This is a genomic window from Hymenobacter gummosus (assembly GCF_003970915.1).
Classification (GTDB): Bacteria; Bacteroidota; Bacteroidia; order Cytophagales; family Hymenobacteraceae; genus Solirubrum; species Solirubrum gummosum.
This window is the reverse complement of record NZ_RXOF01000001.1, coordinates 61,434-87,266: the sequence shown is the minus strand read 5'-3', so window position 1 is coordinate 87,266 and position 25,833 is coordinate 61,434. Positions and strand designations below refer to the sequence as shown.

At 60.5% G+C, this 25,833-nt stretch carries 25 protein-coding genes and 4 tRNA genes; 22 read left to right on the top strand and 7 right to left on the bottom strand.

The window, feature by feature from the left end:
* Positions 1 to 27: 27 nt before the first annotated feature.
* Positions 28 to 648 carry a hypothetical protein gene (locus tag EJV47_RS00470; RefSeq protein ID WP_126691175.1) on the bottom strand — a complete coding sequence of 207 codons (621 nt, stop codon included), beginning with the start codon at positions 646 to 648 and terminating at the stop codon, positions 28 to 30.
* A gap of 120 nt (positions 649 to 768) precedes the next feature.
* Here EJV47_RS00470 and EJV47_RS00465 point away from each other — a divergent pair, with 120 nt between their 5' ends.
* Together EJV47_RS00465 and ahcY are read left to right on the top strand one after the other, a co-directional pair.
* Positions 769 to 1,530, top strand: a complete 762-nt coding sequence (locus EJV47_RS00465; RefSeq protein ID WP_165903558.1) for a DUF4397 domain-containing protein — start codon at positions 769 to 771, stop codon at positions 1,528 to 1,530.
* Positions 1,531 to 1,660: 130 nt separating this feature from the next.
* Positions 1,661 to 2,974, top strand: a complete 1,314-nt coding sequence (gene ahcY, locus EJV47_RS00460; protein WP_126691173.1) for an adenosylhomocysteinase — start codon at positions 1,661 to 1,663, stop codon at positions 2,972 to 2,974.
* 62 nt (positions 2,975 to 3,036) lie between these two features.
* Here ahcY and EJV47_RS00455 read toward each other — a convergent pair whose 3' ends face one another.
* From EJV47_RS00455 to EJV47_RS00445, 3 genes are all read right to left on the bottom strand, one after another.
* Positions 3,037 to 4,242, bottom strand: a complete 1,206-nt coding sequence (locus EJV47_RS00455; RefSeq protein WP_126691172.1) for a hypothetical protein — start codon at positions 4,240 to 4,242, stop codon at positions 3,037 to 3,039.
* Positions 4,243 to 4,251: 9 nt separating this feature from the next.
* Positions 4,252 to 5,043: a tetratricopeptide repeat protein gene (locus EJV47_RS00450; RefSeq protein ID WP_126691171.1), complete on the bottom strand. Its 792-nt coding sequence runs from the start codon at positions 5,041 to 5,043 to the stop codon at positions 4,252 to 4,254.
* A 110-nt stretch (positions 5,044 to 5,153) separates the two neighbouring features.
* Positions 5,154 to 5,813 carry a hypothetical protein gene (locus EJV47_RS00445; protein ID WP_126691170.1) on the bottom strand — a complete coding sequence of 220 codons (660 nt, stop codon included), beginning with the start codon at positions 5,811 to 5,813 and terminating at the stop codon, positions 5,154 to 5,156.
* Between the two features lie 148 nt (positions 5,814 to 5,961).
* Here EJV47_RS00445 and EJV47_RS00440 point away from each other — a divergent pair, with 148 nt between their 5' ends.
* Genes EJV47_RS00440 through nadD form a run of 7 tightly spaced genes read left to right on the top strand, consistent with a single transcriptional unit; the run spans position 5,962 to position 11,283 of the window.
* Positions 5,962 to 6,729 carry a glycosyltransferase family 2 protein gene (locus EJV47_RS00440; RefSeq protein ID WP_126691169.1) on the top strand — a complete coding sequence of 256 codons (768 nt, stop codon included), beginning with the start codon at positions 5,962 to 5,964 and terminating at the stop codon, positions 6,727 to 6,729.
* A complete protein-coding gene (locus EJV47_RS00435) occupies positions 6,726 to 7,757 on the top strand; it encodes a glycosyltransferase family 9 protein (RefSeq protein ID WP_126691168.1) in 1,032 nt (343 codons plus the stop codon). The genes EJV47_RS00440 and EJV47_RS00435 overlap by 4 nt, the downstream gene beginning before the upstream one ends.
* A gap of 41 nt (positions 7,758 to 7,798) precedes the next feature.
* Positions 7,799 to 9,064 (top strand): O-antigen ligase family protein, encoded by a 1,266-nt coding sequence (locus EJV47_RS00430; protein WP_126691167.1) that lies wholly within the window; start codon positions 7,799 to 7,801, stop codon positions 9,062 to 9,064.
* A 59-nt stretch (positions 9,065 to 9,123) separates the two neighbouring features.
* Positions 9,124 to 9,774 (top strand): sigma-70 family RNA polymerase sigma factor, encoded by a 651-nt coding sequence (locus tag EJV47_RS00425; protein WP_126691166.1) that lies wholly within the window; start codon positions 9,124 to 9,126, stop codon positions 9,772 to 9,774.
* 40 nt (positions 9,775 to 9,814) lie between these two features.
* The gene (locus tag EJV47_RS00420) at positions 9,815 to 10,108 is read left to right on the top strand and encodes a hypothetical protein (protein ID WP_126691165.1); all 294 of its coding nucleotides are present in this window, start codon (positions 9,815 to 9,817) and stop codon (positions 10,106 to 10,108) included.
* A gap of 9 nt (positions 10,109 to 10,117) precedes the next feature.
* Positions 10,118 to 10,702, top strand: a complete 585-nt coding sequence (gene gmk / locus EJV47_RS00415) for a guanylate kinase (protein WP_126691164.1) — start codon at positions 10,118 to 10,120, stop codon at positions 10,700 to 10,702.
* Positions 10,702 to 11,283 carry a nicotinate (nicotinamide) nucleotide adenylyltransferase gene (gene nadD / locus EJV47_RS00410; RefSeq protein ID WP_126691163.1) on the top strand — a complete coding sequence of 194 codons (582 nt, stop codon included), beginning with the start codon at positions 10,702 to 10,704 and terminating at the stop codon, positions 11,281 to 11,283. The genes gmk and nadD overlap by 1 nt, the downstream gene beginning before the upstream one ends.
* Positions 11,284 to 11,345: 62 nt before the next feature.
* Here nadD and frr read toward each other — a convergent pair whose 3' ends face one another.
* From frr to EJV47_RS00395, 3 genes are all read right to left on the bottom strand, one after another.
* On the bottom strand, positions 11,346 to 11,909 hold the full coding sequence (gene frr, locus EJV47_RS00405) for a ribosome recycling factor (RefSeq protein ID WP_126691162.1): 564 nt from the start codon (positions 11,907 to 11,909) through the stop codon (positions 11,346 to 11,348).
* A gap of 103 nt (positions 11,910 to 12,012) precedes the next feature.
* Positions 12,013 to 12,810: a UMP kinase gene (gene pyrH, locus EJV47_RS00400; RefSeq protein ID WP_126691161.1), complete on the bottom strand. Its 798-nt coding sequence runs from the start codon at positions 12,808 to 12,810 to the stop codon at positions 12,013 to 12,015.
* 67 nt (positions 12,811 to 12,877) lie between these two features.
* Positions 12,878 to 13,378: a biotin/lipoyl-containing protein gene (locus EJV47_RS00395; protein WP_126691160.1), complete on the bottom strand. Its 501-nt coding sequence runs from the start codon at positions 13,376 to 13,378 to the stop codon at positions 12,878 to 12,880.
* 109 nt (positions 13,379 to 13,487) lie between these two features.
* Between EJV47_RS00395 and EJV47_RS00390 the strand changes: the two genes are divergently transcribed.
* The 13 genes from EJV47_RS00390 to rpoB all read left to right on the top strand — a co-directional run bounded on the left by EJV47_RS00390 (position 13,488) and on the right by rpoB (position 25,756).
* On the top strand, positions 13,488 to 16,070 hold the full coding sequence (locus EJV47_RS00390) for a M1 family aminopeptidase (protein WP_126691159.1): 2,583 nt from the start codon (positions 13,488 to 13,490) through the stop codon (positions 16,068 to 16,070).
* 179 nt (positions 16,071 to 16,249) lie between these two features.
* Positions 16,250 to 16,332: transfer RNA gene (locus EJV47_RS00385), tRNA-Tyr, on the top strand.
* Between the two features lie 31 nt (positions 16,333 to 16,363).
* A tRNA-Gly gene (locus EJV47_RS00380) sits at positions 16,364 to 16,436 on the top strand.
* A 39-nt stretch (positions 16,437 to 16,475) separates the two neighbouring features.
* Positions 16,476 to 16,550: transfer RNA gene (locus EJV47_RS00375), tRNA-Thr, on the top strand.
* A 161-nt stretch (positions 16,551 to 16,711) separates the two neighbouring features.
* Complete coding sequence (gene tuf / locus EJV47_RS00370) at positions 16,712 to 17,899, top strand: elongation factor Tu (protein ID WP_126691158.1); 1,188 nt, start codon at positions 16,712 to 16,714, stop codon at positions 17,897 to 17,899.
* A gap of 428 nt (positions 17,900 to 18,327) precedes the next feature.
* Positions 18,328 to 18,398 (top strand) — tRNA-Trp (locus EJV47_RS00365).
* Positions 18,399 to 18,468: 70 nt separating this feature from the next.
* On the top strand, positions 18,469 to 18,663 hold the full coding sequence (gene secE / locus EJV47_RS00360; RefSeq protein ID WP_111478181.1) for a preprotein translocase subunit SecE: 195 nt from the start codon (positions 18,469 to 18,471) through the stop codon (positions 18,661 to 18,663).
* A gap of 25 nt (positions 18,664 to 18,688) precedes the next feature.
* Positions 18,689 to 19,249 (top strand): transcription termination/antitermination protein NusG, encoded by a 561-nt coding sequence (nusG, locus tag EJV47_RS00355; RefSeq protein ID WP_126691157.1) that lies wholly within the window; start codon positions 18,689 to 18,691, stop codon positions 19,247 to 19,249.
* 110 nt (positions 19,250 to 19,359) lie between these two features.
* Entirely contained in the window at positions 19,360 to 19,803 is a 444-nt protein-coding gene (gene rplK, locus EJV47_RS00350; RefSeq protein WP_078013211.1) for a 50S ribosomal protein L11, read from the top strand.
* Positions 19,804 to 19,815: 12 nt separating this feature from the next.
* Positions 19,816 to 20,514: a 50S ribosomal protein L1 gene (gene rplA / locus EJV47_RS00345; RefSeq protein ID WP_126691156.1), complete on the top strand. Its 699-nt coding sequence runs from the start codon at positions 19,816 to 19,818 to the stop codon at positions 20,512 to 20,514.
* A 14-nt stretch (positions 20,515 to 20,528) separates the two neighbouring features.
* Positions 20,529 to 21,083 (top strand): 50S ribosomal protein L10, encoded by a 555-nt coding sequence (gene rplJ, locus EJV47_RS00340; RefSeq protein ID WP_126691155.1) that lies wholly within the window; start codon positions 20,529 to 20,531, stop codon positions 21,081 to 21,083.
* Positions 21,084 to 21,143: 60 nt separating this feature from the next.
* Positions 21,144 to 21,524: a 50S ribosomal protein L7/L12 gene (rplL, locus tag EJV47_RS00335; protein WP_126691154.1), complete on the top strand. Its 381-nt coding sequence runs from the start codon at positions 21,144 to 21,146 to the stop codon at positions 21,522 to 21,524.
* Between the two features lie 347 nt (positions 21,525 to 21,871).
* Positions 21,872 to 25,756, top strand: a complete 3,885-nt coding sequence (gene rpoB, locus EJV47_RS00330) for a DNA-directed RNA polymerase subunit beta (protein WP_126691153.1) — start codon at positions 21,872 to 21,874, stop codon at positions 25,754 to 25,756.
* Positions 25,757 to 25,833 lie beyond the last annotated feature (77 nt).

Genomic DNA, 25,833 nt, shown 5'->3' with positions numbered 1-25,833 from the left:
ATAGCGCCTAAAGGCGCAAAGGTACGACTAGCGCAGTGTCCAGCCGACCAGCAGCTGCGGCCGGCCGGTGGGGGCCGTCACGCCGAGCAGGTCGGGCTTCACGCGGTCTAGTCCCATACGGCGCGCCGCCGGCAAGGTGGCGTTCTGCGCCTCCACAGCCCGCATAAAGTGCTGGTTGGTGTGGCGGGTAATAAAGGTATTCGACAGCAGGCTCACCACGGCCACGCCGATAGCAGCCTTCTGTACGTTACTGAAATACTGCGGCTTGTCGGTAGCCAGGACCTGTTGCGCGTACACCCCGGCGGCGCCCACAAACACCAGCCGTTCGCTCAGGTGCAGCCAGCGCTGCCGCCGGTAAGCGTCGAGGTTGCTGATGGCTTCCTGATCGGTCAGGTAGGGCCGCAGGCGCTGGCCGAAGAAGCCGGCATTTTTGTATTCTCCGCTTTCGTCGGTGCGGAACCAGAAGTTTTTCTGCACGCCGTTCAGGCCGCGGTCCTGGTCTTCAGGGGCGAGGCGAATGTCGGGCGTATTGCTCGGCTTGGCGGCGGGCTGCTGGGCCAAGGCCGGAGCAGCGCTTACCAGCGCGGGCAGCAAAAAGGCAGCGGCGCGACGACGGCGCGAAGGAGCGAGCAGGGCGGAAAACGTCATGCAACAAAGTTACGGTACGGATACTCGGAAATATTCAACTTCCGACGAACAGCCCAACAAAACCGACGAACGTTACGTTCTCAGGCACAACGCATGTGGTCAAACTTAATTTTTCGTTCCATGAACCACCCGTTCAATCGTACGCGCCAGCTGTTGTTGCTGGCCGCTTTGCCCGCCGCGTTGCTCACCGCCGCCTGCGGCAACAATGACGACGACACTGCCCCCACGCCCGTGCCCGACCAGGGCAAGCTGCTGCTGGTACACGCCGCCGCCGCTTCCAACGTGCAAGTCACCGCTTTCGTCAACGACCAGCAGGTCGGTCAGCTGAACTACGGCCAGAACAGCGCTTACCTGAACGTCAACACCGGTACGCCGACGCTGCGCATCAACAACGGCAGCCAGACGCTGACCACCCAGGGGCTGAATATTGCCAAGGACCAGAACTACTCCTCCTTTGCCTATTCGCCCTCGGCTACCATCGGGGCTACGCCTTCGCTGCTGACCATCACCGACGACCTCAGCGCGCCGGCTTCGGGCCAAGCCAAGGTCCGGGTGGTGCATCTGGCCGTGAATGCCCCTACCCCGGTCCGGCTCACGGCGCCGTCGGCGGTGCCCGGCGTACCCGGCACCGATATTTCCTCTGATGTAGCCTTCGGCGCTGCTTCCAACTTCTTCGCCATCAACGCCGGCCAGCTCAATCTGGGCATTACGGCCGGTACTCCGCGCACCACCGTCTTATCGGTGGGGGATGGTACCGGCACCGGCACCGGGGTGAAGAACTACGAGGCCGGCAAAATCTACACCATCGTGGTCCGGGGCATTGCCGGCGCAGGGGTGCCGGCCGCGCAGCAGGCCCAGGCTACTATCATTCAGAACAACTAGCAAAAGCTGGATTTCACCGCAAAAAGCCTGGGTTAGCGCCCGGGCTTTTTTCGTGTGCGCGCGAATCATATTTTACCCTGAACAAATTGGGTATCTTTGCAGTTAAATTGCGACAATTCCGCGAACGACCATGATTGAGACCAAGACCTACGTACCGTACAAGGTAAAAGACATTTCGCTGGCCGAGTGGGGCCGCAAGGAAATCCGCCTGGCTGAGGCCGAAATGCCCGGTCTGATGGCTCTGCGGGCGCAGTACGGGGAGAGCAAGCCCCTGCAGGGTGCGCGCATCGCCGGCTGTCTGCACATGACCATTCAGACGGCCGTGCTGATTGAGACGCTGCAGGCCCTGGGCGCGGAAGTGACCTGGTCGTCGTGCAATATCTTCTCCACGCAGGACCACGCCGCCGCCGCTATTGCCGCCGCGGGTACCGCCGTGTACGCCTGGAAAGGCATGAACGAGGAGGAGTTCAACTGGTGCATCGAGCAGACGCTGTTCTTCGGTGAGGAGCGCCAGCCCCTGAACATGATCCTCGACGACGGCGGCGACCTGACCAACATGGTGCTGGACCAGTTCCCCGAGCTGGTAGCCGGCATCCGCGGCATCTCGGAAGAAACGACCACCGGCGTGCTGCGCCTGGTGGAGCGCATGAAAGCCGGCAAGCTGCCCCTGCCCGCCATCAACATCAACGACTCGGTAACCAAGTCGAAGTTCGACAACAAGTACGGCTGCAAAGAGTCGGCCGTGGACGCTATCCGCCGCGCCACCGACATCATGATGGCCGGTAAAGTGGCCGTGGTGGCCGGTTACGGCGACGTAGGAAAAGGCACCGCTGCCTCGCTGCGCGGCGCCGGGGCCCGCGTTATCGTGACGGAAATTGACCCCATCTGCGCGCTGCAGGCCGCCATGGACGGCTACGCGGTGAAGAAGATGAGCAATGCCATCAAGGACGCCGACATCGTCATCACCACCACCGGCAACTGCGACATCGTGACGGAGGAGCACTTCCGCGCGCTGAAGGACAAGGCCATCGTCTGCAACATCGGCCACTTCGACGACGAAATCGACATGGCTTGGCTGAACAAGAACTACGGCCACACCAAGGACACCATCAAGCCGCAGGTTGACCTCTACACCATCGACGGCAAAGAGGTAATCGTCCTCGCCGAAGGCCGTCTGGTGAACCTGGGCTGCGCCACCGGCCACCCCTCGTTCGTAATGTCGAACTCGTTTACCAACCAGACGCTGGCCCAGCTGGAGCTGTGGCAGAACCACGGCAGCTACGAGAACAAGGTGTACACCCTGCCCAAGCACCTCGACGAGATGGTAGCCCGCCTGCACCTGGCCAAAATCGGCGTGGAGCTGGACGAGCTGAACGAGAAGCAAGCCGACTACATCAAAGTCCCGGTACAAGGCCCCTTCAAGTCGGATCTGTACCGCTACTAAGCCGCTTCGGCAATCCGTTAAAAAGCCCCGCCTGAGCTATCAGGCGGGGCTTTTTCGTGCGCTTACTCGACTACTTGATACCACGGTATCCCTAGCCAGCCGGGGCTGAGCCGGATGGTGACGGTAGCGCCCGGCGGCGTACGGCGGTAGTAACGGCTGCTGACTACCACGTCGTCGGGCTGGTGGAAAGAGCCCCAGGGCTCGACCGTGAGGTAATGCGTAGTGGTTTTGCCGGAGCTGACGTGCTTGCCCTGCACCCGCGGGTGGTAAAGCGTGCCCGTAGCTTGATCGAAAGCTGCATTGGCTGCCACGGTGGCCCCGTAGCTGTAGAACAAGCCGCAGATAACCGCGGCTACGATAGTGTTCAGCCGGGCCGTCCGCTGGCGCAGGAAATACCGGTTGCCAGCTATCAGCAGAACCACCATAGTGGCCGCGACCGTGCCTACCCTGGGCCACAGCGGAGAATAGGCAACGAGCTGCACATCCGTGGCGCTACGCCACAGCAACGCCAGGCTGGGCAACAGCAGCGCCCAGGCAATGGAAGGGTAAGCCGAGTTCTTGTTTTCATCGACGCGCAGCACGCCCGGGTGCCGCCACAGCGCGGCTACCGCCACCAAAGGCACCGCCAACGCCGCCCCAACGGCCCAGGCGTAGGGCTGCGGCCGGAACAGCAGCCAGGCGGCTACGCCCCCGCTGAGCCAGTTGAGCACGGTAGCGGTGCGGCGGGCGGCGGCCAGCCGGTCGGCCCGCTCCATGGCATCGGCGCCCAGCCTGGTATCGGCCAGGATGGCGGCTTCGCTTTCCTGCTCCTGTTCTACGTCCAGGTCGGGGTAATGCTGGGCCAGCCACTGCTGCAGGCCGGCGTAGTCCTCGGTGGTGTAGCCGATTTTGATGGCCGGCTGGCCTTCCCAGCGCGGCAGCACCCGGGTATAGTTCTCGTCGGTACGGAAGCCACGGATGTTGTTCAGGGCCAGCTCGCGGGTGCGGAAGGCACCCGCGCTGATAATCCGGGTCGGGGTAATAATCAGCCGCCAGCGGATAACGTCGAGCAAGCCGTAGGCGAACAGACCCGCGAAGCCCAGGAGCACCGCGGCCAGACCGTAAGACAAGGCCGGCGGGTTTTTGTCAGTCGGATCTTCCCGCACCATGAAGTACGCGCCGATGAGAAAACCAACGATAACAACGGGCGCCAGCACGTACGTCAGCAGGCGCCAGAGTCGAGCCGTGCCGTACTGCTGGGTAATGGTTTCGTGTTCGATAACGGCCATGGGGAATAATCAGCGTTTGCGGGCGGTGGGTTTGGCTTTAGCGGCAGCGGCTTTGGGCTTGGGCAGCCCGGCCAGGTAGGGGCGCACGTATTCGTTGCGCGGGTAGAGCTTGAGCACGCGCTGACCGAAGTAGCGGCACTTTTCCGCGTCCTGCACCTGATAGAAGCACTCGGTGAGGTAGCCCAGGGCCTGCTCGTGCAGGGCCGGGTGCAGGTAATCGAGCGTCTGGGCGCCCATCAGGAAGCGCGAAATGCTCACAATGGCGTCGGGCCACTGCTCATTGTCCATGTATAGAGTGCCGAGCTTCCAGTAAGCTTCCACGAAGCCCAAATCGACTACTACGGTGGAGTCGGTGGCCGGCGCGGCCGCGTCGAGCTGGGTGACGAGCCGGCGGTAGAGGGTGTAGGCGCGGGGTTTGGTAGCGTCGGTTTTGTAGAGGGCGCGGGCCAGCTGGTAGGTGATGAACGGGTTGGTGGGCTCGTGCCGGGCCGCTTCTTCCAGCAGCTCCGCCGCCCGCTGAAACTGGCCAGCTTCGTAGGCCTGCTCGGAATCAATAATGGCCAGGCCGTAGCGCACGGAGCGCACGAGGGGCTGATCCGGCGTGCGGCCGATAATCTGCCCTTTATTTACCTGGGTGTTGACCAAGGTGGTGTCGAAGTCGACGTTGGTATACAGGACGGTATTGAGGCGCCGGGGCATGGGCACGTCGGCGTTGCGCAGGTAGTAGTTCGACTGCGCAGGGGCCAGCAGGGGCAACAGGCAGAAGAGCAGGCCCAGGCGGAGGTAGCGGACAAACGACACGGAATAAGGCGGATGATGGACGGGTAAAGATGGGCGCCGGGCCGCCATAAAAGCAACGGCGGGGCGCCGGCCCCTACGCCCGCGCCCCGCCGCCGTTACCGAGTAGCCGCTTATTGCACCCGGTACCGGATCAGCCGCCGCTCGGTGTAGTCGGGGTCGGCGGCGTAGAAGGGCAGCATTTCGGTGACAATGCCCACATCCTTGGCGTAACGCGTGTGGAGCACCCGGGGCTGATAACCGGGAAATATGCTGGGGTAGAAGATGTGCGTCTTCCGGTGCTTCTTCACCGTGAACGTGCCCGCCGCGGTGCTGATGGTGGTGTCCTGGGGCATCATTCGCGAAACCATACGGACCACCGTATCGGTCCGCCCGGCTTGGTTCAGTGTGGAGTATTCCGTGTCGAGGATGTTGGTTGCATCCTGCGAGCTGAACAGCCGCCGGCCGTGGTGGTCGACCAGGTAATGCAGGGAGTCGCGCACGATGCGGTTGTCCGGAATGACGCTGTACAGCACCGGCCGCACGAGCTTGTAGTACCGCTGCCCCCGGATCAGGGTGTCTTTGCTGATAAAGCAGCTGTCGAGAATGTTGGTAGCCGTGGCCACGCCCGTCCGGCCATCAATCCGGTACTGGCGGTACACCCAGTAATTGCCCGTTTGCAGGGGTAGGAAGGAGGCGTCGGGCGTGGTAGGCGTGGCCGTTTCGGGGTCTTTGTCGCAGGCTGCCAGCGCGGCGGAGGCGGTAGCAATGAGCAGGAGCAGACGATGTTTCATGGATAATGATTGACGGTTTGCGCCTCCAACGCGGCCCCGAACCGCCTATTATGCGCCCGGACTGATATTTCCGACTCACCCAGCTTTGTTTTCACCAGTTCGGTCCGGTGCTCGTCAGCCAAACAAATGGCGGATATTTGCCGCCGCTATGCCCGCCGTTCCCCTTTCCGTCGTCATCATCACCTTCAATGAGGAGGCCAACATCGGCCGCTGCCTCGCGGCCCTGGCCGGCGTGGCCGACGACGTGGTGGTCGTGGATTCCGGCTCGACCGACTGCACCGCGGCCATCTGCCAGGAGCACGGAGCCCGCGTGGTGGAGCACCCGTTTGCGGGCTACGTGGCGCAGAAAAACTTCGCCACCGCCCAAGCCCGGCACGATTACGTATTGCAGCTCGACGCCGATGAAGTGCTGACGGCCGAGCTGCGGGCCGAAATTCAGCGCGTGTGCGCCGACTGGCAGCACGCCGGCTACAGCCTGCCCCGCCTCACCAACTACTGCGGCCACTGGGTGCGCCACGGCGGCTGGTACCCCGACCGGAAGCTGCGCCTCTATGACCGGCGCCTGGGCAGCTGGCAGGGCCAGCTGCTGCACGAGCGGTACGAGGTGCAGCCCGGGCAGACGGTGGGCCAGCTCCGGGCCGATTTGCTGCACTACTCGTACCCCAGCATCGAAAGCCACGTGCAGCAGCTCAACCGCTTCACCAGCATCGGGGCCGAGGAGCTGGCGGCCCGGGGCAAGCGCGCCAGCCTGCTGCAACTCTGCCTCAAGCCCGGCTGGAAATTCTGGCACCTGTACCTCGTGCGCGGCGGCCTGCTCGACGGCTTCGCCGGCCTGAGCATTGCCACGCTGTCGGCCTGGGGCGTGTTTCTGAAATACGCCAAGCTGCGCGTCCTCACCCGGAAGCCCACTGCATGAAGACCTTCCTCATCAGCCGCACCGACGCCATCGGCGACCTGGTGCTGACCCTGCCCGTGTGCGGCTGGCTCAAGCAGCAGTATCCCGGCTGCCGCGTGGTGCTGCTCGGCCGCGACTACACCCGCGCCGTGGCCGCCGCCTGCCCCGCCGTCGACGATTTCATCAGCGACGACGACCTTCAGAAGCTGCCCGAAGCTGCGCAACTCAGCGCCCTGCGGGCCGTGGGGGCTGATGCCGTAGTCCACGTATTTCCCAGCCGCCGCCTGGCCAGCCTGTGCCGCCGGGCCGGTATTCCGCTGCGCATCGGCACGCGCAACCGCTGGTTTCACTGGCTGAGCTGCAACCGCCTAGTGGCCCTGAGCCGCCGCCACTCACCGCTGCACGAGGCCCAGCTGAACATGGACCTGCTCCGCCCGCTGGGCCTGACGCAGCTGCCCCCGCTGGCCGAGCTGGCTCCCCTGGGCCGGCTGCAGGCCGCCGAGCCCTTGGCGGAGCCGCACGCCGCCCTGCTGCAGCGCCAGCACCCCGGGCAGCTCAACGTCATCTTGCACCCCCGCTCCCGCGGGCACGGCCGCGAGTGGGGCCTGGCGCACTTCGGCCAGCTGGCCCGCGGCCTGCACCAGCGCGGGCACCGCGTGTTCGTCAGCGGCACCCAGGCCGAGGGCGACACCATGCGCGAGTGGCTGCAGCAGCACCAAGGCGTGCTCATCGACCTTACCGGCCAGCTCAGCCTGCCGCAGTTTCTGGCCTTCATTGCTGCCGCCGACGGGTTGGTGGCTTCCGGCACCGGCCCGCTGCACCTGGCCGCCGCGCTGGGCCGGCACGCGCTGGGCTTGTTTCCGCCCATGCGGCCCATCCACCCTGGCCGCTGGGCCCCGCTGGGTCCGCACGCCGAGTATCTGGTGTTTGATAAGCCCGACTGCCAGGACTGTCGGCAGCAGCCCGCCGCCTGCACCTGCATCAAAGCCATTGGTGCTGCCGAGGCTTTGGCCCGCGTAGATGCTTGGCAGCCGCTGCCGACGTTGTAGCTTTAGCCGCCTATCATTTCGGCGTTTCCTACTTGAGTTCCTTGTCGCATTTGCTGGTCGATTGGTACCGCCGGGGCCGCTGGTCCCAATACCTGCTGCTGGTAGCCTGCATAGCCGGCCTGGTTGGCCTACTGGGTACGCGCCGCGCCCTGGTGGCCCTGGCGCCGGTGGCCGCCGTGGTGGCCGCCCTGCTGAATCCGCAGCTGCGGGCCGCCGTGCCGGGCTGGCTGCGCAGCAGCAGCGTGCAGCGGGCCGCCGTGCTCTACCTGCTCATTCCGCTCACTTGGTGGTACACCCAGGACTGGCCCGTCTGGCGCCACGAGGTGTACCGGCAACTGCCCCTGATTGGCGTGCCGCTGGCGTTTTCCCTGGCCGTACCCTTATCGGGGCGGCAGCGCTGGGCCCTGAGCCTGGGCTTCGTCGGGGCGGTGGCGGTGCTGGCCCTGGCCACGCTCGGCCGCTACCTGGCCGACCCCGCCGCCGCCCAGTTCCTGATTGGCATCGGGCAGAACGTACCTTCGATAACGGGCATCTTCCACATTCACTTCGGCATTCTGCTGGCGCTGGCCACGTTTTTCGGGCTAGAGCTAAGCCAGGAGCCGAGAGCGGGCCGGCTGACGCGCTGGCTGCTGTTGAGCGCGGCGGCCGTGGCAGTCATTACGCTGCACGTGCTGGCCTACCGCACCGGCCTGCTGGCGTTTTACCTGGCCGCGGCCGTTTTGCTGATTCGGCTGCTGTTTCGCCGGCCGCTGCTGGCCCTAGGGCTGCTGGGGCTGATCCTGCTGCTGGCCGTGGGCTCTTACAGCAGCCTGCCCTCCCTGCGGCAGCGCGTGGGGGCCACCCTCTACGACGTGCAACAGTTTTATTACCGGCACGACATCAACCAAACCTCGCTGGCCCGGCGCATGGCGGCTTGGCAGAACGCCGCCGTGCTGGTGGAGCAGCAGCCCTGGCTCGGCGTGGCCCCGGCCGACGTGCGTACGGCCATGGAAGCGCAGTTTAACCGGCGCAGCTACGGGCTCGAAGCCGCCAACCGCGTGATGGTTCATAACCAGTACCTACACTACCTCGTCGGGGCCGGCGCGGTGGGGCTGCTCGTCTGGCTCTGGGTGCTGATTACGCCGCTGGTGCAACCCGGCATCCGGCAAAATCCGTACGTCAGACAGTTTCTGCTCGTCTTCGGGGCGGCGGCCCTGGCCGATTCGCTGCTGGAGCTGCAGATTGGCTTCAATCTGTTCGTGTTCCTCTACGGCTTCGTGGTGGTGGCGGCCGAACGCCGGTTGAACTCAACCGGTGTAACCCGCTGAACCCTTCCTTTCGTTACATTTAGCCGAGGCAATACTCACCTGCCCCACTGACCCCACCTATGAGCGACACTCCCGAACGGGTTCCCAAACTGAGCAAGGAGGAAAAAGACCGTCGTTTCCAGGCCGAGCTGCTGCCCGTGCTGGATTCCCTCTACAACTTTGCCTTCCGCCTCACCCTCGACGAAGACGACGCCAATGACCTCGTCCAGGAGACGTATCTGAAGGCTTACCGCTTCTTCGAATACTTCGAGCCCGGAACCAACGCCAAAGCCTGGCTGTTTCGCATCCTGAAAAATTCGTTCATCAACGATTTTCGGAAAAAAAGCAAGCAGCCCGCCAAGGTCGACTACAGCGAAATCGAGGGCTACTACAATACCGAGGACGTAGATGCTGACGCCGACACCGGCGCCAGCTCCCCCGACCTGCGCCAGCAGGCTACCCGCGACCTGATCGGCGACGAAGTAGCCAGCGCGCTGAACTCGCTGCCGGTCGATTTTCGCACCGTCATCATCCTCTGCGACCTGGAGGGTTTCACCTACGAGGAAATGGCCAAGGTGCTCGACATTCCCATCGGCACGGTCCGCTCGCGCCTGCACCGGGCCCGCAATTTCCTGAAAGACAAACTAGAGCGTTACGCAAAAAAAATGGGCTACGGCAACGATTCTGACGAAGACGATGTTGCCCCAGCGTACGACGAAGATGAAGACTAAGTACATTTAACCTCCCCCTCCACCAACTTGCTTCCTAGCTATGGCCCTGAAGTCTACACCAAACCAACAAGGTCCGGCCGCTGCCAACACTGCCGCCGGCGCCGATTGTGAGCGTGTGAATACCATTCTCGACCAAATCATCGTAGGCCAAGACCCTACGCTTGAAGACGAAGAGTACTTCGTCAGCCATGCGGAAGACTGCTCGCCCTGCTTCGATAACCTTGATAAGCAGCGCGTTTTCATCGATTTCGTAAACCAGTATGTAGGGCGCAAAGGCGTACCCGCTGGTCTTTCTGCCAACATCCTAGCGCGCGTGCAGTCCGAAAAGGTCTAATTTTGCCCCATGCAGGGGAAAATCATTGCCTTTTCGGCGCCTTCGGGAGCCGGCAAAACCACCATCGTCCACCGGCTCATGGAGCGCATTCCGGAGCTGAGCTTTTCCATCTCGGCCTGCACCCGCGACCGTCGCGGCCGGGCCGAGCAGAACGGCAAGGACTACTATTTCATTACGGTTCAGGAGTTTCAGGAGAAAATCCGCCACGACGAGTTCGTGGAGTGGGAGGAAGTCTACGAAGGCTCCTACTACGGCACCCTGAAATCCGAAATCGAGCGGATCTGGGAGGGCGGCAAGCACGCCATCCTTGATATCGACGTGAAAGGTGGGCTCAGCATCAAGGACTTCTACAAGGAGCGCGCCCTATGCATCTTCGTGAAGCCCCCGTCCCTGGAGGTGCTGGAGCAGCGTCTCCGCTCCCGCGCCACCGACTCGGCTTCCAGCATCTCGGCCCGCCTCTACAAGGCCAACTTCGAGCTGACCTTCGAGGACCGCTTCGACGTGGTCATCGTCAACGACGACCTCGACGAAGCTACCTTCCTGGCCGAGAAAACAGTGCGCGAGTTCATCACCGCCGAGCCGGCCATCGTCTGATGAGCCAGCCGCGGCGCGTGGGCCTGCTGTTCGGCTCCTTCAACCCCATCCACGTCGGGCACCTGATCCTGGCCAATCACCTAGCCACCCGCACCGATCTGGACGCGGTGTGGCTGGTGGTGTCGCCGCAGAGTCCGTTCAAGGTAGGGGAGGAGCTACTGCCCGAGCCGGTGCGCCTGCACCTGGTAGAGCTGGCCATTGCCGGCAACGAGCGGCTGCGGGCGCTGGACGTGGAATTTACCATGCCCAAGCCTAGCTACACCATCGATACGTTGGATGAATTGCGGCGGCAATATCCGGCTACCGAGTTCGTGCTGCTGATGGGCGGCGACAACCTGCCGGGCCTGCCCCGCTGGAAATCCGCTGCCCGTTTGACTTCGGAGTTCGAGGTGTACGTGTACCCGCGCCCCGGCTACGCGCTGCCCGACCCCCTACCCACTAACGTACGCGTAGTAGAAGCCCCACTGCTGGATATTTCGGCTACGTTTATCCGCAACAGCATTCGGGCCGGGCAGTCAATTCGCTACCTGGTTTCAGATGCGGTGGAGCAGGAAATTCGGATGCAAGGCTACTGGAAGTAGCATAAAAAAACGCCCCGGCCGAGAAATCAGCCGGGGCGTTCTGCTTTTCAAGCCAGGCAGGCCTAAATCGTCATGATTTCAGCTTCCTTCTTGCTCATCGCGTCGTCAATCTTGACGATGTAGCTGTCGGTGTACTTCTGCACCTTGGCTTCGGCGTCCTTGATGGCGTCTTCCGAGGCACCTTCCTTCTGCAGCTTGCGCAGCGACTCGTTCACGTCCTTGCGGATGCCGCGAATGCGCACTTTGCCGCTTTCCGACTCGTTTTTCACTTGCTTCACCAGGTCGCGGCGACGCTCTTCGGTCATCGGGGGCAGGTTCAGTCGTACTGAATCGGCGTCCATTATCGGGTTCAGGCCCAGGTCGCTGTTCTTGATGGCTTTGGAAATTTCGCCCAGCATGTTCTTTTCCCAGGGGCGGATGACCAGCGAGCGGGCATCAGGAGCCGACACGTTGGCTACCTGCCCTACCGGCGTCGGAGTGCCGTAGTAATCGACGCGCAGCGAATCAAGCATGGCCGGCGTGGCTTTGCCCGCCCGGATGCGGCTCAGTTCCGTGTTGGTGTGCTGCAGGGCCTTGGCCATCGATTCCTCGGCGTCGCTCAGGTACAGCTGAATTTCTTCGTCCATGTGTGGAAAGGGAGTGGTTAAATTGTTGGATGGTTAAATGGCTGGTCGGGCAACGAACCTAGAACGACCAGCCATTTAGCCATTCAGCCATTTGACAAGTGATTTAAGCTTGTTGCTCGGCCGAGGCCGTGGAGGAGTGGTGCAGGTCGGGCTGCAGGCCGCTGTGCTTGGGGTCGAGGTTGTGCGCGGTGCCGTTCATAGTCACCAGCGTGCCCACTTCCTCGCCGTTGATGAGCTTGCCCAGGTTGCCCTCCTTGTTCATGTCGAACACAATGATGGGCAGATTATTCTCCTTGCAGAGCGTGAAGGCCGTCATGTCCATCACGTTCAGGTTTTTCTCCATCACCTCGTCGAAGGTAATCTGCGGGAAGCGGGTGGCCGTGGGGTCCTTCTCGGGGTCAGCGGTGTAGATGCCGTCGACGCGGGTGCCCTTCAGCACCACGTCGGCCTCCACCTCAATGGCGCGCAGCGAGGCGGCCGAGTCGGTGGTGAAGTAGGGGGAGCCGATGCCGGCACCGAAGATGACCACGCGACCCTTCTCCAGGTGGCGCATGGCCCGGCGGCGGATGTACGGCTCGCACACGCGCTGAATGGTCAGGCCCGACAGCAGACGGGTGGGCGTGCCGAGCTTTTCCAGGGCGCTCTGCAGGGCCATCGAGTTGATGACGGTGGCCAGCATGCCCATGTAGTCGCCCTGAACGCGGTCGAGCCCGAAGGCTTCGGCCTGCACGCCGCGGAAGATGTTGCCCCCGCCGATGACCACGGCTACTTGCACGCCCGCTTCGGCCACGGCGCGTACTTCTTCGGCGTACTGCATCAGACGGTCGGAGTCGATACCGTATTGTTGCTTGCCCATCAGGGCCTCGCCGCTCAGCTTCAGCAGGATTCGGTTGTATTTCAACGGTCTGTGGTTAGGTTGATGACTTAGCTACGCAGCCCGCCGCGCAAGCGTTGACGAGCTGTTCGGCTCAGGCAAACTGAATCAGCACCTGGCCCTTCTGCACGTTGTCGCGCAGCCCTACTTTCACGCCGCTCACTACCCCGTCGCCCGGCGACTTAAGGATGTTCTCCATTTTCATGGCTTCGAGTACCAGCAGGGGCTCACCCTTCTGCACGGCTTGGCCCGGCTGCACGCGGATATCGACGATGAGGCCCGGCATGGGTGCTTTCACCTCGTTGATCTTATTGCTGGCCGCCTGGCTCATGCCCAGTTTGTCGAGCAGCAGGTCGAACCGGTCCTTGGCCTGCAGCTCGAAGCGCTGCCCGTCGAGCTTGAGCCGGACGGTTTTGCTGGCCGCGTCTACTTCCAGCAGCTCGGCGGCGTAGGAGCGGCCCTGGTACAGCAAATGGTAGCGGCCTTCGCCCAGATCCACCAGGTCCCAGTCGAACGGCTGGTCGTCAACGGTAATGCCGTGAGGGGTAAAGTTGACACTCCACGAGTGGTCGGGGCCAGCGCTGACCTGTAGCATACGGGTGGGCAAAAAGGGGGGGAGGAGGGGGCGGAAAAGGGCTTAAAGATAGAGGGAATCTGAAATTATTTCGGAACTTGAACCCCCAGATTACCCCAATTACCACCCAATGAAATATCCGGCATTCGGGGCCTTGGCACTGGCTGTTGCGCTGCCCGTCACCCTGTTGGGGCAGCCGACTAAGCCCGGAACGGCCAAGAAAACCACCCCGCGCAAGCCTGCGCCTGCCGAAGCTCCCAGTAGCACCCAGCCCGCGCCGCAGTCGATTATGACGGTGCCCAACTGGCTGCCGCCGGTCAACCCCATTCAGCCCACGGCCACTACGTTGCACGACCTCGTCGACACTAAGCTCGACGTGCGCTTCGACTGGGCCAAGCAGTGGCTGCTCGGCACGGCTACCGTCACCGTGCGCCCGCACTTCTACCCCCAGACGCAGCTGGTGCTCGACGCCAAGGGCTTCGACGTGAAGAGCGTGAAGCTGGTAACGGGAGGTAAGGAGAAGAACCTGAACTTTCAGTACGACAAGCGGCGGCTGGCCATTACGCTGGACCGCACCTACGCCCGCACCGAGCAGTACCAGGTGCGCATTCAGTACGTGGCCAAGCCCAACGAGCTGCCCAGCGGCGGCAGCGCGGCCATCCGCCAGGCCAAGGGCCTGTACTTCATCAACCCGCTCGGCACCGAGAAAAACAAGCCCCGCCAGCTCTGGACCCAGGGCGAGACGGAAGGCAGCTCCTGCTGGTACCCGACCATCGACCGGCCCAACCAGCGCATGACCCAGGAAATCAGCATGACGGTGGAACAGCAGTTTAAGACGCTGTCCAACGGCCTGCTCGTTTCCTCCAGGAAAAACAACGACGGCACCCGCACCGACACCTGGCGCCAGACGCTGCCCCACGCGCCGTACCTGACAATGATGGCTGTCGGTGACTTTGCCGTCGTCAACGACTCCTGGCGGGGCAAGGCTGTCGACTACTACGTGGAGCCGCAGAATGCCCCCGATGCCAAGCCGCTCTTCGGCCGCACGCCCCAGATGCTGGAGTTCTTCTCCAAGAAGCTGGGTATGGATTACCCCTGGGAGAAGTACAGCCAGGTGGTGGTGCGCGACTACGTGTCGGGGGCCATGGAAAACACCACGGCTACCGTGCATGGCACCGAAATGACCATGCGCACCCGCCGGCAGCTCGTCGATGGCAACAGCGACGACGTCATTGCCCACGAGCTGATTCACCAGTGGTTCGGCGACTACGTGACGGCCGAGTCGTGGTCGAACCTGCCGCTCAACGAGGCTTTCGCCAACTACGGTGAGTACCTCTGGAACGAGTTCAAGTACGGCCGCGACGCCGCTGACCTCTGGGGCCAGCGCCAGCTGAACCTGTACCTGGAAGAAGCCCAGGGCAAGCGGGAGCCGCTGGTGCGCTACCGCTACGCCGAGCGCGAGGACATGTTCGACCGGCACTCCTACCAGAAAGGCGGGCAGGTGCTGCACATGCTGCGCGGCTACGTCGGCGACGACGCATTCTTCAGCGCGCTTAACCAGTATCTGAGCAAGCACAAGCTCTCGGCCGTGGAGCTGGCCGATTTGCGCCTGACCTTTGAGGAAGTTACCGGGGAAGACCTGAACTGGTTTTTCGACCAGTGGTTTCTGCAGCGCGGACACCCGCAGGTAGCCGTAGCGCATTCCTACGCCGATGGCAAGGTGACGCTACGGGTGGCGCAGAAGCAGGATACGCTCTACCAGCCCGTCTACCGCCTGCCCGTCACCGTCACTACCTGGAACAACGACAAGCCTACCGACCACCGCATCGTCGTCACCAAGGCCAGCCAGACCTTCCAGTTGCCCGCCAGCCAGAAGCCGGCTCTGGTGCAGTTCGACTCGGATAAAACCCTGGTGGGTGAGTTGACCGAGGAAAAAAGCCAGGACGAGCTGGTCTATCAGTTCTACCACGCCCGCAACTTCCAGTCGAAAACCCAGGCCATTGCGGAGCTGAAACCGAAAGTAGCCGACCTGACGGTGAGCAGCATGATGCGCAACGCCCTGAACGACCCATTCTGGGGCGTGCGCGTAGCCGCACTGGAAGGCCTGCGCCGCTACCGCGGACCCGAGGGCGGGGCCGTCCGCAAAGACATTGAGCGCGTCGCCACCACCGATAAGGACAGCCGCGTGCGGGCCACCGGTATTGCCACGCTGTCGGCGTTCCTGAATGAGGACTACGGTAGAGTCTACACCCAGGCGCTGAACGACAGCTCCTACTTGGTGCTAGGGGCCGCCATTACGGCCCTGACCAAAGCGCCCAACACCGCCGCCATGAGTCGCATTGAGGCGCTGCGCAACGAGAAGAACCCTGCCATCGTGGGGGCCCTCTCGACTTATTTTACCCTCAACGGCAACATCGACCAGTACCAGTGGTATCTGGCCCAGCTCGACGACGCCGACGTGGCCACGCTGTACCAATTGCTACAGGACTTCGGCACCTATATGCTGCGCATCCCGGCGGTGGAGCGCGACAAAGCCCTGAAGAAAATGGAGCTGATGGCCCGCACCAACCCCAATTACGAAGTGCGGCTCGGGGCCTACAAGGGGCTTAGTACCCTGTCCGAAAACATGCCGGCGCTCAAGACTACCCTAGCCGATATCCGCAGCAAGGAAAAAGATGAGCGGCTCATTGGCATCTATAACCTCTTGCAGTAGCGCGCTTTAGCCTTTTTTCAGGTTAAACAGCAGAAAAAATAGTTTGAGTTTTTTGGGTGGGTGCTTGACTTGCATCAGAAAGCCCCTAATTTTGCAATCCAATTCAGCGACCTAGCCACCGCGGCCGGTCAATGAGGCGAACAAAATGAGCTTCGGCGTCCGGCCGAAGACCTGAAAACGGGGGGATTCCAGAGCGGCCAAATGGGACGGACTGTAAATCCGTTGTCTTACGACTTCGAAGGTTCGAATCCTTCTCCCCCCACTTCATTTCTTCTTGCTAATCAGCTCATCACGCGGGAGTAGCTCAGTTGGTAGAGCGGCAGCCTTCCAAGCTGCAGGTCGCGGGTTCGAACCTCGTCTCCCGCTCTATTTTCCGCTGACCGAGTCTGATTAACCAAGAAACAAGCCGTTGTAGCTCAGGGGTAGAGCACTTCCTTGGTAAGGAAGAGGTCCGGGGTTCAAATCCCCGCAACGGCTCCAGAGTGAACCTAACGGGGCAGCGCGCCTGCCGCCGTCTGGCCTGCAGCAAGCGACGTGCAGTTTTTTCCTAAGGAGAAGTCTGCGTATCGCTTTCTTGCAGTATACCCGCAGCGCGTAAGCACCCTCTCTTTCCTCAAAAATTTCTTCCCAATCTCTTTACAATGGCTAAAGAAACTTTTGACCGGTCCAAGCCGCACGTAAACATCGGCACGATCGGTCACGTGGACCACGGCAAAACGACTCTGACCGCCGCCATCACCACCGTGCTGGCTAACAAAGGTCTGGCCGCTAAGCGTGACTTCTCCTCGATCGACAACGCTCCGGAGGAAAAAGAGCGCGGTATCACCATCAACACCGCTCACGTAGAGTACGCCACCGCCAACCGTCACTACGCTCACGTTGACTGCCCCGGTCACGCTGACTACGTGAAGAACATGGTAACCGGTGCTGCTCAGATGGACGGCGCTATCCTCGTGGTAGCTGCTACCGACGGCCCGATGCCCCAGACCCGTGAGCACATCCTGCTGGCTCGCCAGGTAGGTGTACCGCAGCTGGTTGTGTTCATGAACAAAGTGGACATGGTAGACGACCCCGAGCTGCTCGAACTCGTTGAGATGGAAATCCGCGAGCTGCTGTCGTTCTACGACTTCGACGGTGACAACATCCCGGTTATCCAAGGTTCGGCCCTGGGCGGTCTGAACGGCGACGGTAAGTGGGTTGGCACCATCGAAGCTCTGATGGACGCTGTTGACAACTGGATTCCGATTCCCCCCCGTCTGACGGACCAGCCGTTCCTGATGCCGGTAGAAGACGTATTCTCGATTACCGGCCGTGGCACCGTAGCTACCGGTCGTATCGAGCGCGGCGTAATCAACTCGGGTGAGCCGGTTGAAATCCTCGGTATGGGTGCTGAGAACCTCAAGTCGACCGTAACGGGCGTTGAGATGTTCCGCAAGATCCTGGACCGTGGCGAAGCTGGTGACAACGTAGGTCTGCTGCTCCGTGGTATTGAAAAAGAAGCCATCCGTCGCGGCATGGTTATCTGCAAACCCGGCTCGGTAACCCCCCACAAAAAGTTCAAGGCTGAAGTTTACGTTCTGTCGAAGGAAGAAGGTGGCCGTCACACGCCGTTCTTCAACAACTACCGTCCGCAGTTCTACTTCCGCACCACCGACGTAACCGGTATCATCACGCTGGCTGAAGGCGTAGAGATGGTAATGCCCGGTGACAACGTGACCATCAACGTTGAGCTGATCAACGCTGTGGCCATGGAGAAAGGCCTGCGCTTCGCTATCCGTGAAGGTGGCCGCACGGTAGGTGCCGGTCAGGTAACCGAAATCCTCGACTAATTACGACCTCAAGGTCTAACTAGGCACACGGCCTCTACTGGGAAACCGGTAGAGGCCGTAGTGTTTTCTGGCGGTTAACAGAGTTGTATTAAGGCATCTTGTTGAGCTTTTATAATGCTCACCTGTCGTTCAAAGGTGACGCGAATACGCTTCTCTGCATCGGGCAAATTACCACACTATATCACTCACTGACCGACTAACAATCGACGAATAGAAGGTCGTAGAGCTGCTTTACATGGAGTTGCCAGTTCTCAATCCAGCACCAACTAGATATGCAGATAGGTCGCCCAATACCGCGAATCAGCTGTAATTATCGGGCACTCAACAGCATCCATGCGCAAAATATTTGCGTGTGGATTTGTTTTATCCGTAACCTTCGGTACATTTGCACTCCGAATTGAAGCATCCTTGTTTCAAGAAGCGCTTACACGGGCGTAGTTCAAGGGTAGAATAGAGGTCTCCAAAACCTTTGATGGGAGTTCGAATCTCTCCGCCCGTGCAGATTAAACCTAAAGACGGCCGCTGCTGAAGCGGCCGCTTTTGCCTTACCGCCAATCGGTCCTTCAACCATGGATAAGCTGTCGAAGTACTTCCGCGATACCGTCGAAGAGATGCGCTACAAAGTGACGTGGCCGTCTTTTGAGGAATTGCAGAAGAGTGCCGGCCTGGTACTCATCGGTTCGCTGGTGTTTGCCATCGTGGTGGGCCTGATGGACGTGACGTTTGAGTCGCTGCTGAAGGCGTTTTACAATTCGTTCCGCTAAGCTTTACCACTAACCAGCAAGGAAAATGGGAGAACTGAAGTGGTACGTGGTGCGCTCGGTAAGCGGCCAGGAGAAGAAAGCCAAGCAATACCTCGAAACGGAGATTCACCGCCACGGGCTCGACGAACTGGTGCCGCAGGTGCTGATTCCGGCCGAGAAGGTGTACGAGATGCGCAACGGCAAGAAGCGGGTGCGCGAGCGTAGCTTCTTCCCGGGGTACATCCTCATCCACGCCGACTTGTCGCACGGGGAGGTAGACCACATCATTACTACTACGCCGGGCGTGCTGGGCTTCCTCAGCGACAAAGAGGGCAAAACGGCTAACGCCAAGCCCATTCCGCTGCGCATGAGCGAGGTGAACCGCATCCTCGGCATCGTGGACGAGACGGAAGAGCAACCCGCCGCGCTGGAAGTGCCGTTCGTCGCGGGCGAGTTGGTGAAGATTATCGACGGTGGTTTTGCGGGCATGTCGGGTACGGTATCCGAGGTGTTCGAGGAGCGCAAAAAGCTCAACGTCATCGTCAAGATTTTCGGCCGTAGCACTCCGATGGAACTCAGCTACACCCAGGTCGAAAAAGAAGTTTAGAACTGTTACAGTTGGGCTACTGGTCGTCCGCTCCGGACTGGTAGCCGCTTCCATAGGAGCATTTTTCACAGCGGCGGTGGGAGCCACCCACAGCCGAAGTAATCAACCAAATGGCCAAGGAAATCAGAGGTTACCTGAAGCTTCAGGTAAAGGGAGGCGCGGCAAACCCTGCCCCGCCGATTGGACCTGCGCTTGGTTCGAAAGGCTTGAACATCATGGAGTTCTGCAAGCAGTTCAATGCTCGCACCCAGGATAAAGCCGGCCAAGTGTTACCTGTTCTCATCACCATGTACACTGACAAGTCGTTTGACTTTGTCATTAAGACGCCGCCTGCGCCGATCCTGCTCATGGAAGCAGCGAAGATTCAGAGCGGGTCGAAAGAGCCGAACCGTAACAAGGTTGGCTCGGTGACCTGGGACCAAGTCCGCCAAATTGCCGAGACGAAGATGCCCGACTTGAACGCCTTCAAGATCGAGTCGGCCATGAAACTCGTTGCTGGCACCGCCCGCAGCATGGGCCTCACCATTACGGGCGAAAGCCCCCTCACCAAGTAATCGGCTAGGACCATGGCTAAAGTGAGCAAAAAGCGCAAGGAAGCCCTTGCCAAATTCGATCTGACGGAAGTACGGTCGCTGCAGGATGCCGCCAAAGTGGTAAAGGAAATCACCTTCACCAAGTTTGACGCTTCGGTAGACATCGACGTACGCCTGGGTGTTGACCCGCGCAAAGCTGACCAGATGGTTCGCGGCGTGGCCACGCTGCCCCACGGCACGGGTAAAACCGTACGTGTGCTGGCGCTGGTAACCCCGGACAAAGAAGCCGAAGCTACCGCTGCTGGTGCTGACTTCGTCGGTCTGGACGACTACATCTCGAAAATCGAGAAGGGTTGGACCGACGTGGACGTTATCATCACGATGCCGGCCGTAATGGCTAAGGTGGGCCGTCTGGGCCGCGTACTGGGTCCGCGTGGCCTGATGCCGAACCCCAAGTCGGGCACCGTAACCACGGACGTGGCCAAGGCTGTGCAGGAAGTGAAGGCTGGTAAAATCGACTTCAAAGTTGACAAGACCGGTATCATTCACACCTCAGTAGGCAAAGTGTCGTTCGACGAGCAGAAGCTGGCCGAAAACGCACTGGAGCTGATCCAGACCCTGCAGCGTCTGAAGCCTTCGTCGGCTAAGGGCACGTACATCAAGAGCATCACGCTCTCGAGCACGATGTCGCCCGGCGTACCGGTTGACACCGCTGTGAATTCCGCCAAGTAATTACACGCCTGATCATGACGAAGGAAGAAAAATACGCCCTCGTAGATGAGCTGGCCGGCAAATTCGGCGAATACAGCTTCTTCTACCTCACGGATGCTTCGGGCATGACCGTGGCTAAGATCAACGAATTCCGTCGCCTCTGCTTCAACCGGGGCATGGAATACAAGGTCTACAAAAACTCGCTGATCCGTAAGGCGCTGGACCGTTTGTCGGGTGATACCTCGGCAATGGACGCGGCCCTGAAAGGCCAGTCGGGCATCCTGTTCTCGCAGGAGTCCGGTTCGGCTCCGGCTAAGCTGCTGAAAGACTTCTACAAGTCGCAGAACTACGGCCGCGGCGTTGAGCCCAAGCCGGTCCTGAAAGGCGCTTACCTCGACAGCGACGTCTACGTTGGTGCCGACCAGCTCGAAACGCTGAGCACCATCAAAGGCAAGCAGGAACTCATCGGTGACATCATCGGTCTGCTCCAGTCGCCCGCCAAAAACGTTATCAGCGCTCTATCGAGCGGTGGCAACAAGCTGGCTGGCATCCTCAAAACCCTTTCGGAAAAAGAAGAGGCCGCAGGCTAACCGCTGCTCTCTTTCTCTCTCAATTCATCGTTTTCAACAACACCCCAAATTTTTTGCAAAATGGCAGATCTGAAAGCATTTGCAGAGCAGCTTGTTAGCCTGACCGTTAAAGAAGTTAACGAACTGGCCGGTATCCTGAAGGACGAGTACGGCATCGAGCCGGCTGCTGCCGCTCCGGTGATGGTAGCTGGTGGTGGCGCTGGCGCTGCTGCTGACGCTCCCGAAGAGAAGACTTCGTTCGACGTAATCCTGAAGTCGGCTGGCGCTCAGAAACTGGCTGTAGTGAAGCTGGTGAAAGACCTGACGGGCCTGGGCCTGAAGGAAGCCAAAGAACTGGTTGACGGCGCTCCGAAGCCCCTGAAAGAAGGTGTTGCCAAGGACGAGGCTGAAGGCCTGAAGAAGCAGCTGGAAGAAGCTGGTGCTGAAGTAGAGGTTAAGTAATTACCTCTCTCCATTACCTGCTTTAACTGGACTGACCAACGCGAAACAGACGACGGTTTACATCCATTTGCCGAACCTGTTTTTCCAGTCCGACAAAGCATGGATTAGACCTGGCAACTAAGTCAGGTCTTTTCCTGTTTGTAGCCTGCAAACTTTGCAAAACGCTGTTCTAACGCTCTGGGAGCGTTTTTGCGGCACACAAGTAGCGCGAACCTACCACGCCGAATGTCATTGAAGAACGTTTTTGTTGCCCCTGGGGTTGTTCTTCGATGCGCGGCTGGTTGGCTCGCGCTACTGGCATGGTTTGAGGATTCCAACCTCCCAGAGTCATTTTAATTCTTAACACATTGGCTACACCCAAAGCAACGGCTACGGCCGACGAGCGGATCAACTTCGCCAAGATTAAGAAGGTAATCGAGTACCCGGACTTCCTAGACGTGCAGCTGCAGTCGTTCCGGGACTTCTTCCAGTTGGAGACGGCGGCCGAAAACCGCTCGAACGAGGGTCTGTTCAAGGTATTTGCCGAGAACTTCCCCATCTCCGACTCGCGGGAGAACTTCGTGCTGGAGTTTATCGACTACCACGTCGATCCGCCGAAGTACTCCGTGGACGAGTGCATCGACCGCGGCCTGACCTACTCGGTGCCGCTGAAAGCCAAGCTGCGTCTGCTCTGCAACGACGAGGACAACGAGGACTTCGAAACCATCGAGCAAGAGGTGTTCCTGGGGAACATCCCGTACATGACGGAGAAGGGTTCGTTCGTTATCAACGGTGCCGAGCGCGTTATCGTGTCGCAGCTGCACCGTTCGCCCGGCGTGTTCTTTGCCCAGAGCAAGCACACCAACGGCACGAAGCTGTACTCGGCCCGTATCATTCCGTTCAAAGGCTCGTGGATTGAATTTGCCACGGACGTGAACAACGTGATGTACGCGTACATCGACCGGAAGAAGAAATTCCCGGTGACGACGCTGCTTCGCGCTATCGGCTACGGCACCGACAAAGACATCCTGGACCTGTTCGGGCTGTCGGAAGAGGTGAAGGCTGATAAGAAAACCCTCAAGAAGGTTGTCGGCCGCAAGCTGGCCGCCCGGGTGCTGCGCACCTGGACGGAAGACTTCGTGGACGAGGACACCGGCGAGGTAGTATCGATTGACCGCAACGAGGTGCTGCTGGAGCGTGACTCGACCGTTGAGGACGAGGACATCGACACCATCGTGGATTCGGGCGTGAAGTCCATCATCCTGCACCGCGAAAACGTCAACATCGCCGACTTCGCCATTATCTACAACACCCTCCAGAAGGACAACTCCAACTCGGAGAAGGAAGCTGTAGAGCAGATTTACCGCCAGCTCCGCAACACGGAGGCACCGGACGAGGAAACCGCCCGTGACATCATCCAGAAGCTGTTCTTCTCGGATAAGCGTTACGACCTGGGCGACGTAGGCCGCTACCGTATCAACAAGAAGCTGGGCATCGACACGGGTTGGGACGCCCGCGTACTCACGAACGAGGACATCGTGCTCATCGTGAAGTACCTGATCGGCCTGATCAACTCGAAGGCCATCGTCGACGACATCGACCACTTGTCGAACCGTCGCGTGCGCACCGTGGGTGAGCAGTTGTACGCCCAGTTCGGTGTCGGCCTAGCCCGTATGGCCCGCACGATCAAGGAGCGCATGAACGTGCGCGACAACGAGGACTTCAAGCCCGTTGACCTGATCAACGCCCGTACGCTGTCGTCGGTAATCAACTCGTTCTTCGGTACGAACCAGTTGTCGCAGTTCATGGACCAAACCAACCCGCTGGCCGAGGTGACGCATAAGCGTCGCGTATCGGCACTCGGGCCGGGCGGTCTGTCGCGCGAGCGAGCTGGTTTCGAAGTACGTGACGTACACTACACGCACTACGGCCGCCTCTGCACCATCGAAACGCCGGAAGGCCCGAACATCGGTCTGATTTCGTCCTTGTGCGTGCACGCCCGCGTCAACTCGATGGGCTTCATTGAGACGCCCTACCGCACCGTGGAAAACGGCAAGGTGGACGTGACCGACAACGTGAAGTACCTCACGGCCGAGGAGGAAGACACCCACCACATCGCGCAGGCCAACTCGCGCATCGATGCGAAGGGCAACTTCCTGAACGAGTTGGTAAAAGGCCGTTTTGAAGGCGACTTCCCGGTAGTTGGTCCGACGGAGTACTCCTATATGGACGTAGCCCCGAACCAGATTGTATCGGTGGCGGCTTCGATGATTCCGTTCCTGGAGCACGACGACGCCAACCGCGCGCTGATGGGCTCGAACATGCAACGCCAGGCCGTGCCGCTGCTGAAGCCGCAGGCGCCCATCGTGGGCACCGGCCTCGAAGGCCGCGTGGCCATTGACTCGCGCGCCCTGGTGGTAGCCGAAGGCGACGGTGTCATCGACTACGTGGACGCCAACAAGATCATCGTGAAGTATGATCTGACGCCGGAAGACATTCTGGTGAGCTTCGACGCCGAGCGCGTAACCTACGAGCTGATCAAGTTCCGCCGCACGAACCAGGACACCTGCTTGAACCTGACGCCCATCGTGAAGAAGGGCGAGCGAGTAGTGAAAGGCCAGCCGCTGTGCGAAGGCTACGCTACCGAAGCTGGTGAGCTGGCCCTGGGCCGCAACATGCAGGTGGCGTTCATGCCGTGGCAGGGTTACAACTTCGAGGACGCCATCGTCATTTCGGAGAAGGTAGTCCGCGACGACATCTTCACCTCGATTCACATCGAAGAGTTTGAGCTGGAAGTACGCGAGACCAAGCGCGGCGAAGAAGAGCTGACCTCGGAAATTCCGAACGTGAGCGAAGAAGCCGTCCGCAACCTCGACGAAAACGGCATCATTCGTATCGGTGCGGAAGTGCGCGAAGGCGACATTCTGATCGGTAAGATCACGCCGAAGGGCGAGACGGACCCGACCCCGGAAGAGAAGCTGCTGCGCGCCATCTTCGGCGACAAGGCCGGCGACGTGAAGGATGCCTCCCTCAAGGCGCCGCCCTCCCTGAACGGTGTGGTTATCGAGACCAAGCTGTTCTCGCGCCCGAAGAAGGACAAGAACCTGCGCGCCAAATCCAAGCGCGAAGTAGAAGAGCTCAAGGACCGCTACGCTGCTGAGCTGCGCGGGGTGAAGGCGGTGATGATCGACAAGCTGGTGCAGCTGCTGGAGGGCAAAACCTCGCAAGGCATCAAGCACAAGTTTGGCGACGAGCTGCTGACCAAAGGGGCCAAATTCGGCAAGAAGAATATCACCGATGCGCTCTTCCCCGAAAAGAACCCATATAAGGACGAGAGCAACTACGCCGTGCCGGAAGAGGTGAACCTGTTCAAGGACCTCATCCTGGAGAACTGGACTGCCGACGAGAAGACCAACTCGATGGTGGCGGAGCTGGTGAAGAACTACACCAAGCGTCGCAACATCGTGACGGCCCGCTTCAAGCGCGACCGGTTTACCCTGGAGGTAGGCGACGAACTGCCCGCTGGTATCGTGCAGCTGGCCAAAGTGTACATCGCCAAGAAGCGCAAGCTGAAGGTGGGTGACAAGATGGCCGGTCGTCACGGTAACAAGGGGGTGGTGGCCCGCATCGTGCGCGATGAGGACATGCCCTTCCTGCCTGACGGCACCCCGATGGACATCGTGCTCAACCCGCTGGGTGTACCGAGCCGCATGAACATCGGTCAGATCTACGAAACGGTACTGGGCTGGGCCGGCCTCAAGCTGGGCCGCAAGTACTCGACCCCCATCTTCGACGGTGGTACCGAAGAAGAAGTTGCCAAGGAGCTGACCGACGCCGGCCTGCCGGACTGGGGCCGCGCGTACCTGCACGATGGTCTGACGGGTGACCGTTTCGACCAGCCCGTGACGGTAGGTGTGATTTACATGCTGAAGCTGGGTCACCTTGTCGACGACAAGATGCACGCCCGTTCGATCGGGCCGTACTCCCTCATCACGCAGCAGCCGCTGGGCGGTAAGGCGCAGTTCGGTGGTCAGCGTTTCGGCGAGATGGAAGTGTGGGCGCTGGAGGCCTTCGGCGCGTCGAACATCCTGCAGGAAATCCTGACGGTGAAGTCCGACGACGTGATTGGCCGCGCCAAAGCCTACGAAGCCATCGTGAAGGGCGACGTGCTGCCCAAGCCGAATATCCCGGAGTCGTTCAACGTACTCATTCACGAGCTGCGTGGTCTGGCCCTGGAAATCACGCTGGACTAAGTAAAGTGTTCTGAAAAGAGTGGCTACTGGTGCGCAAGCATCGGTAGCCACTTTTCAGAGTTTAAAACTTCAACCTA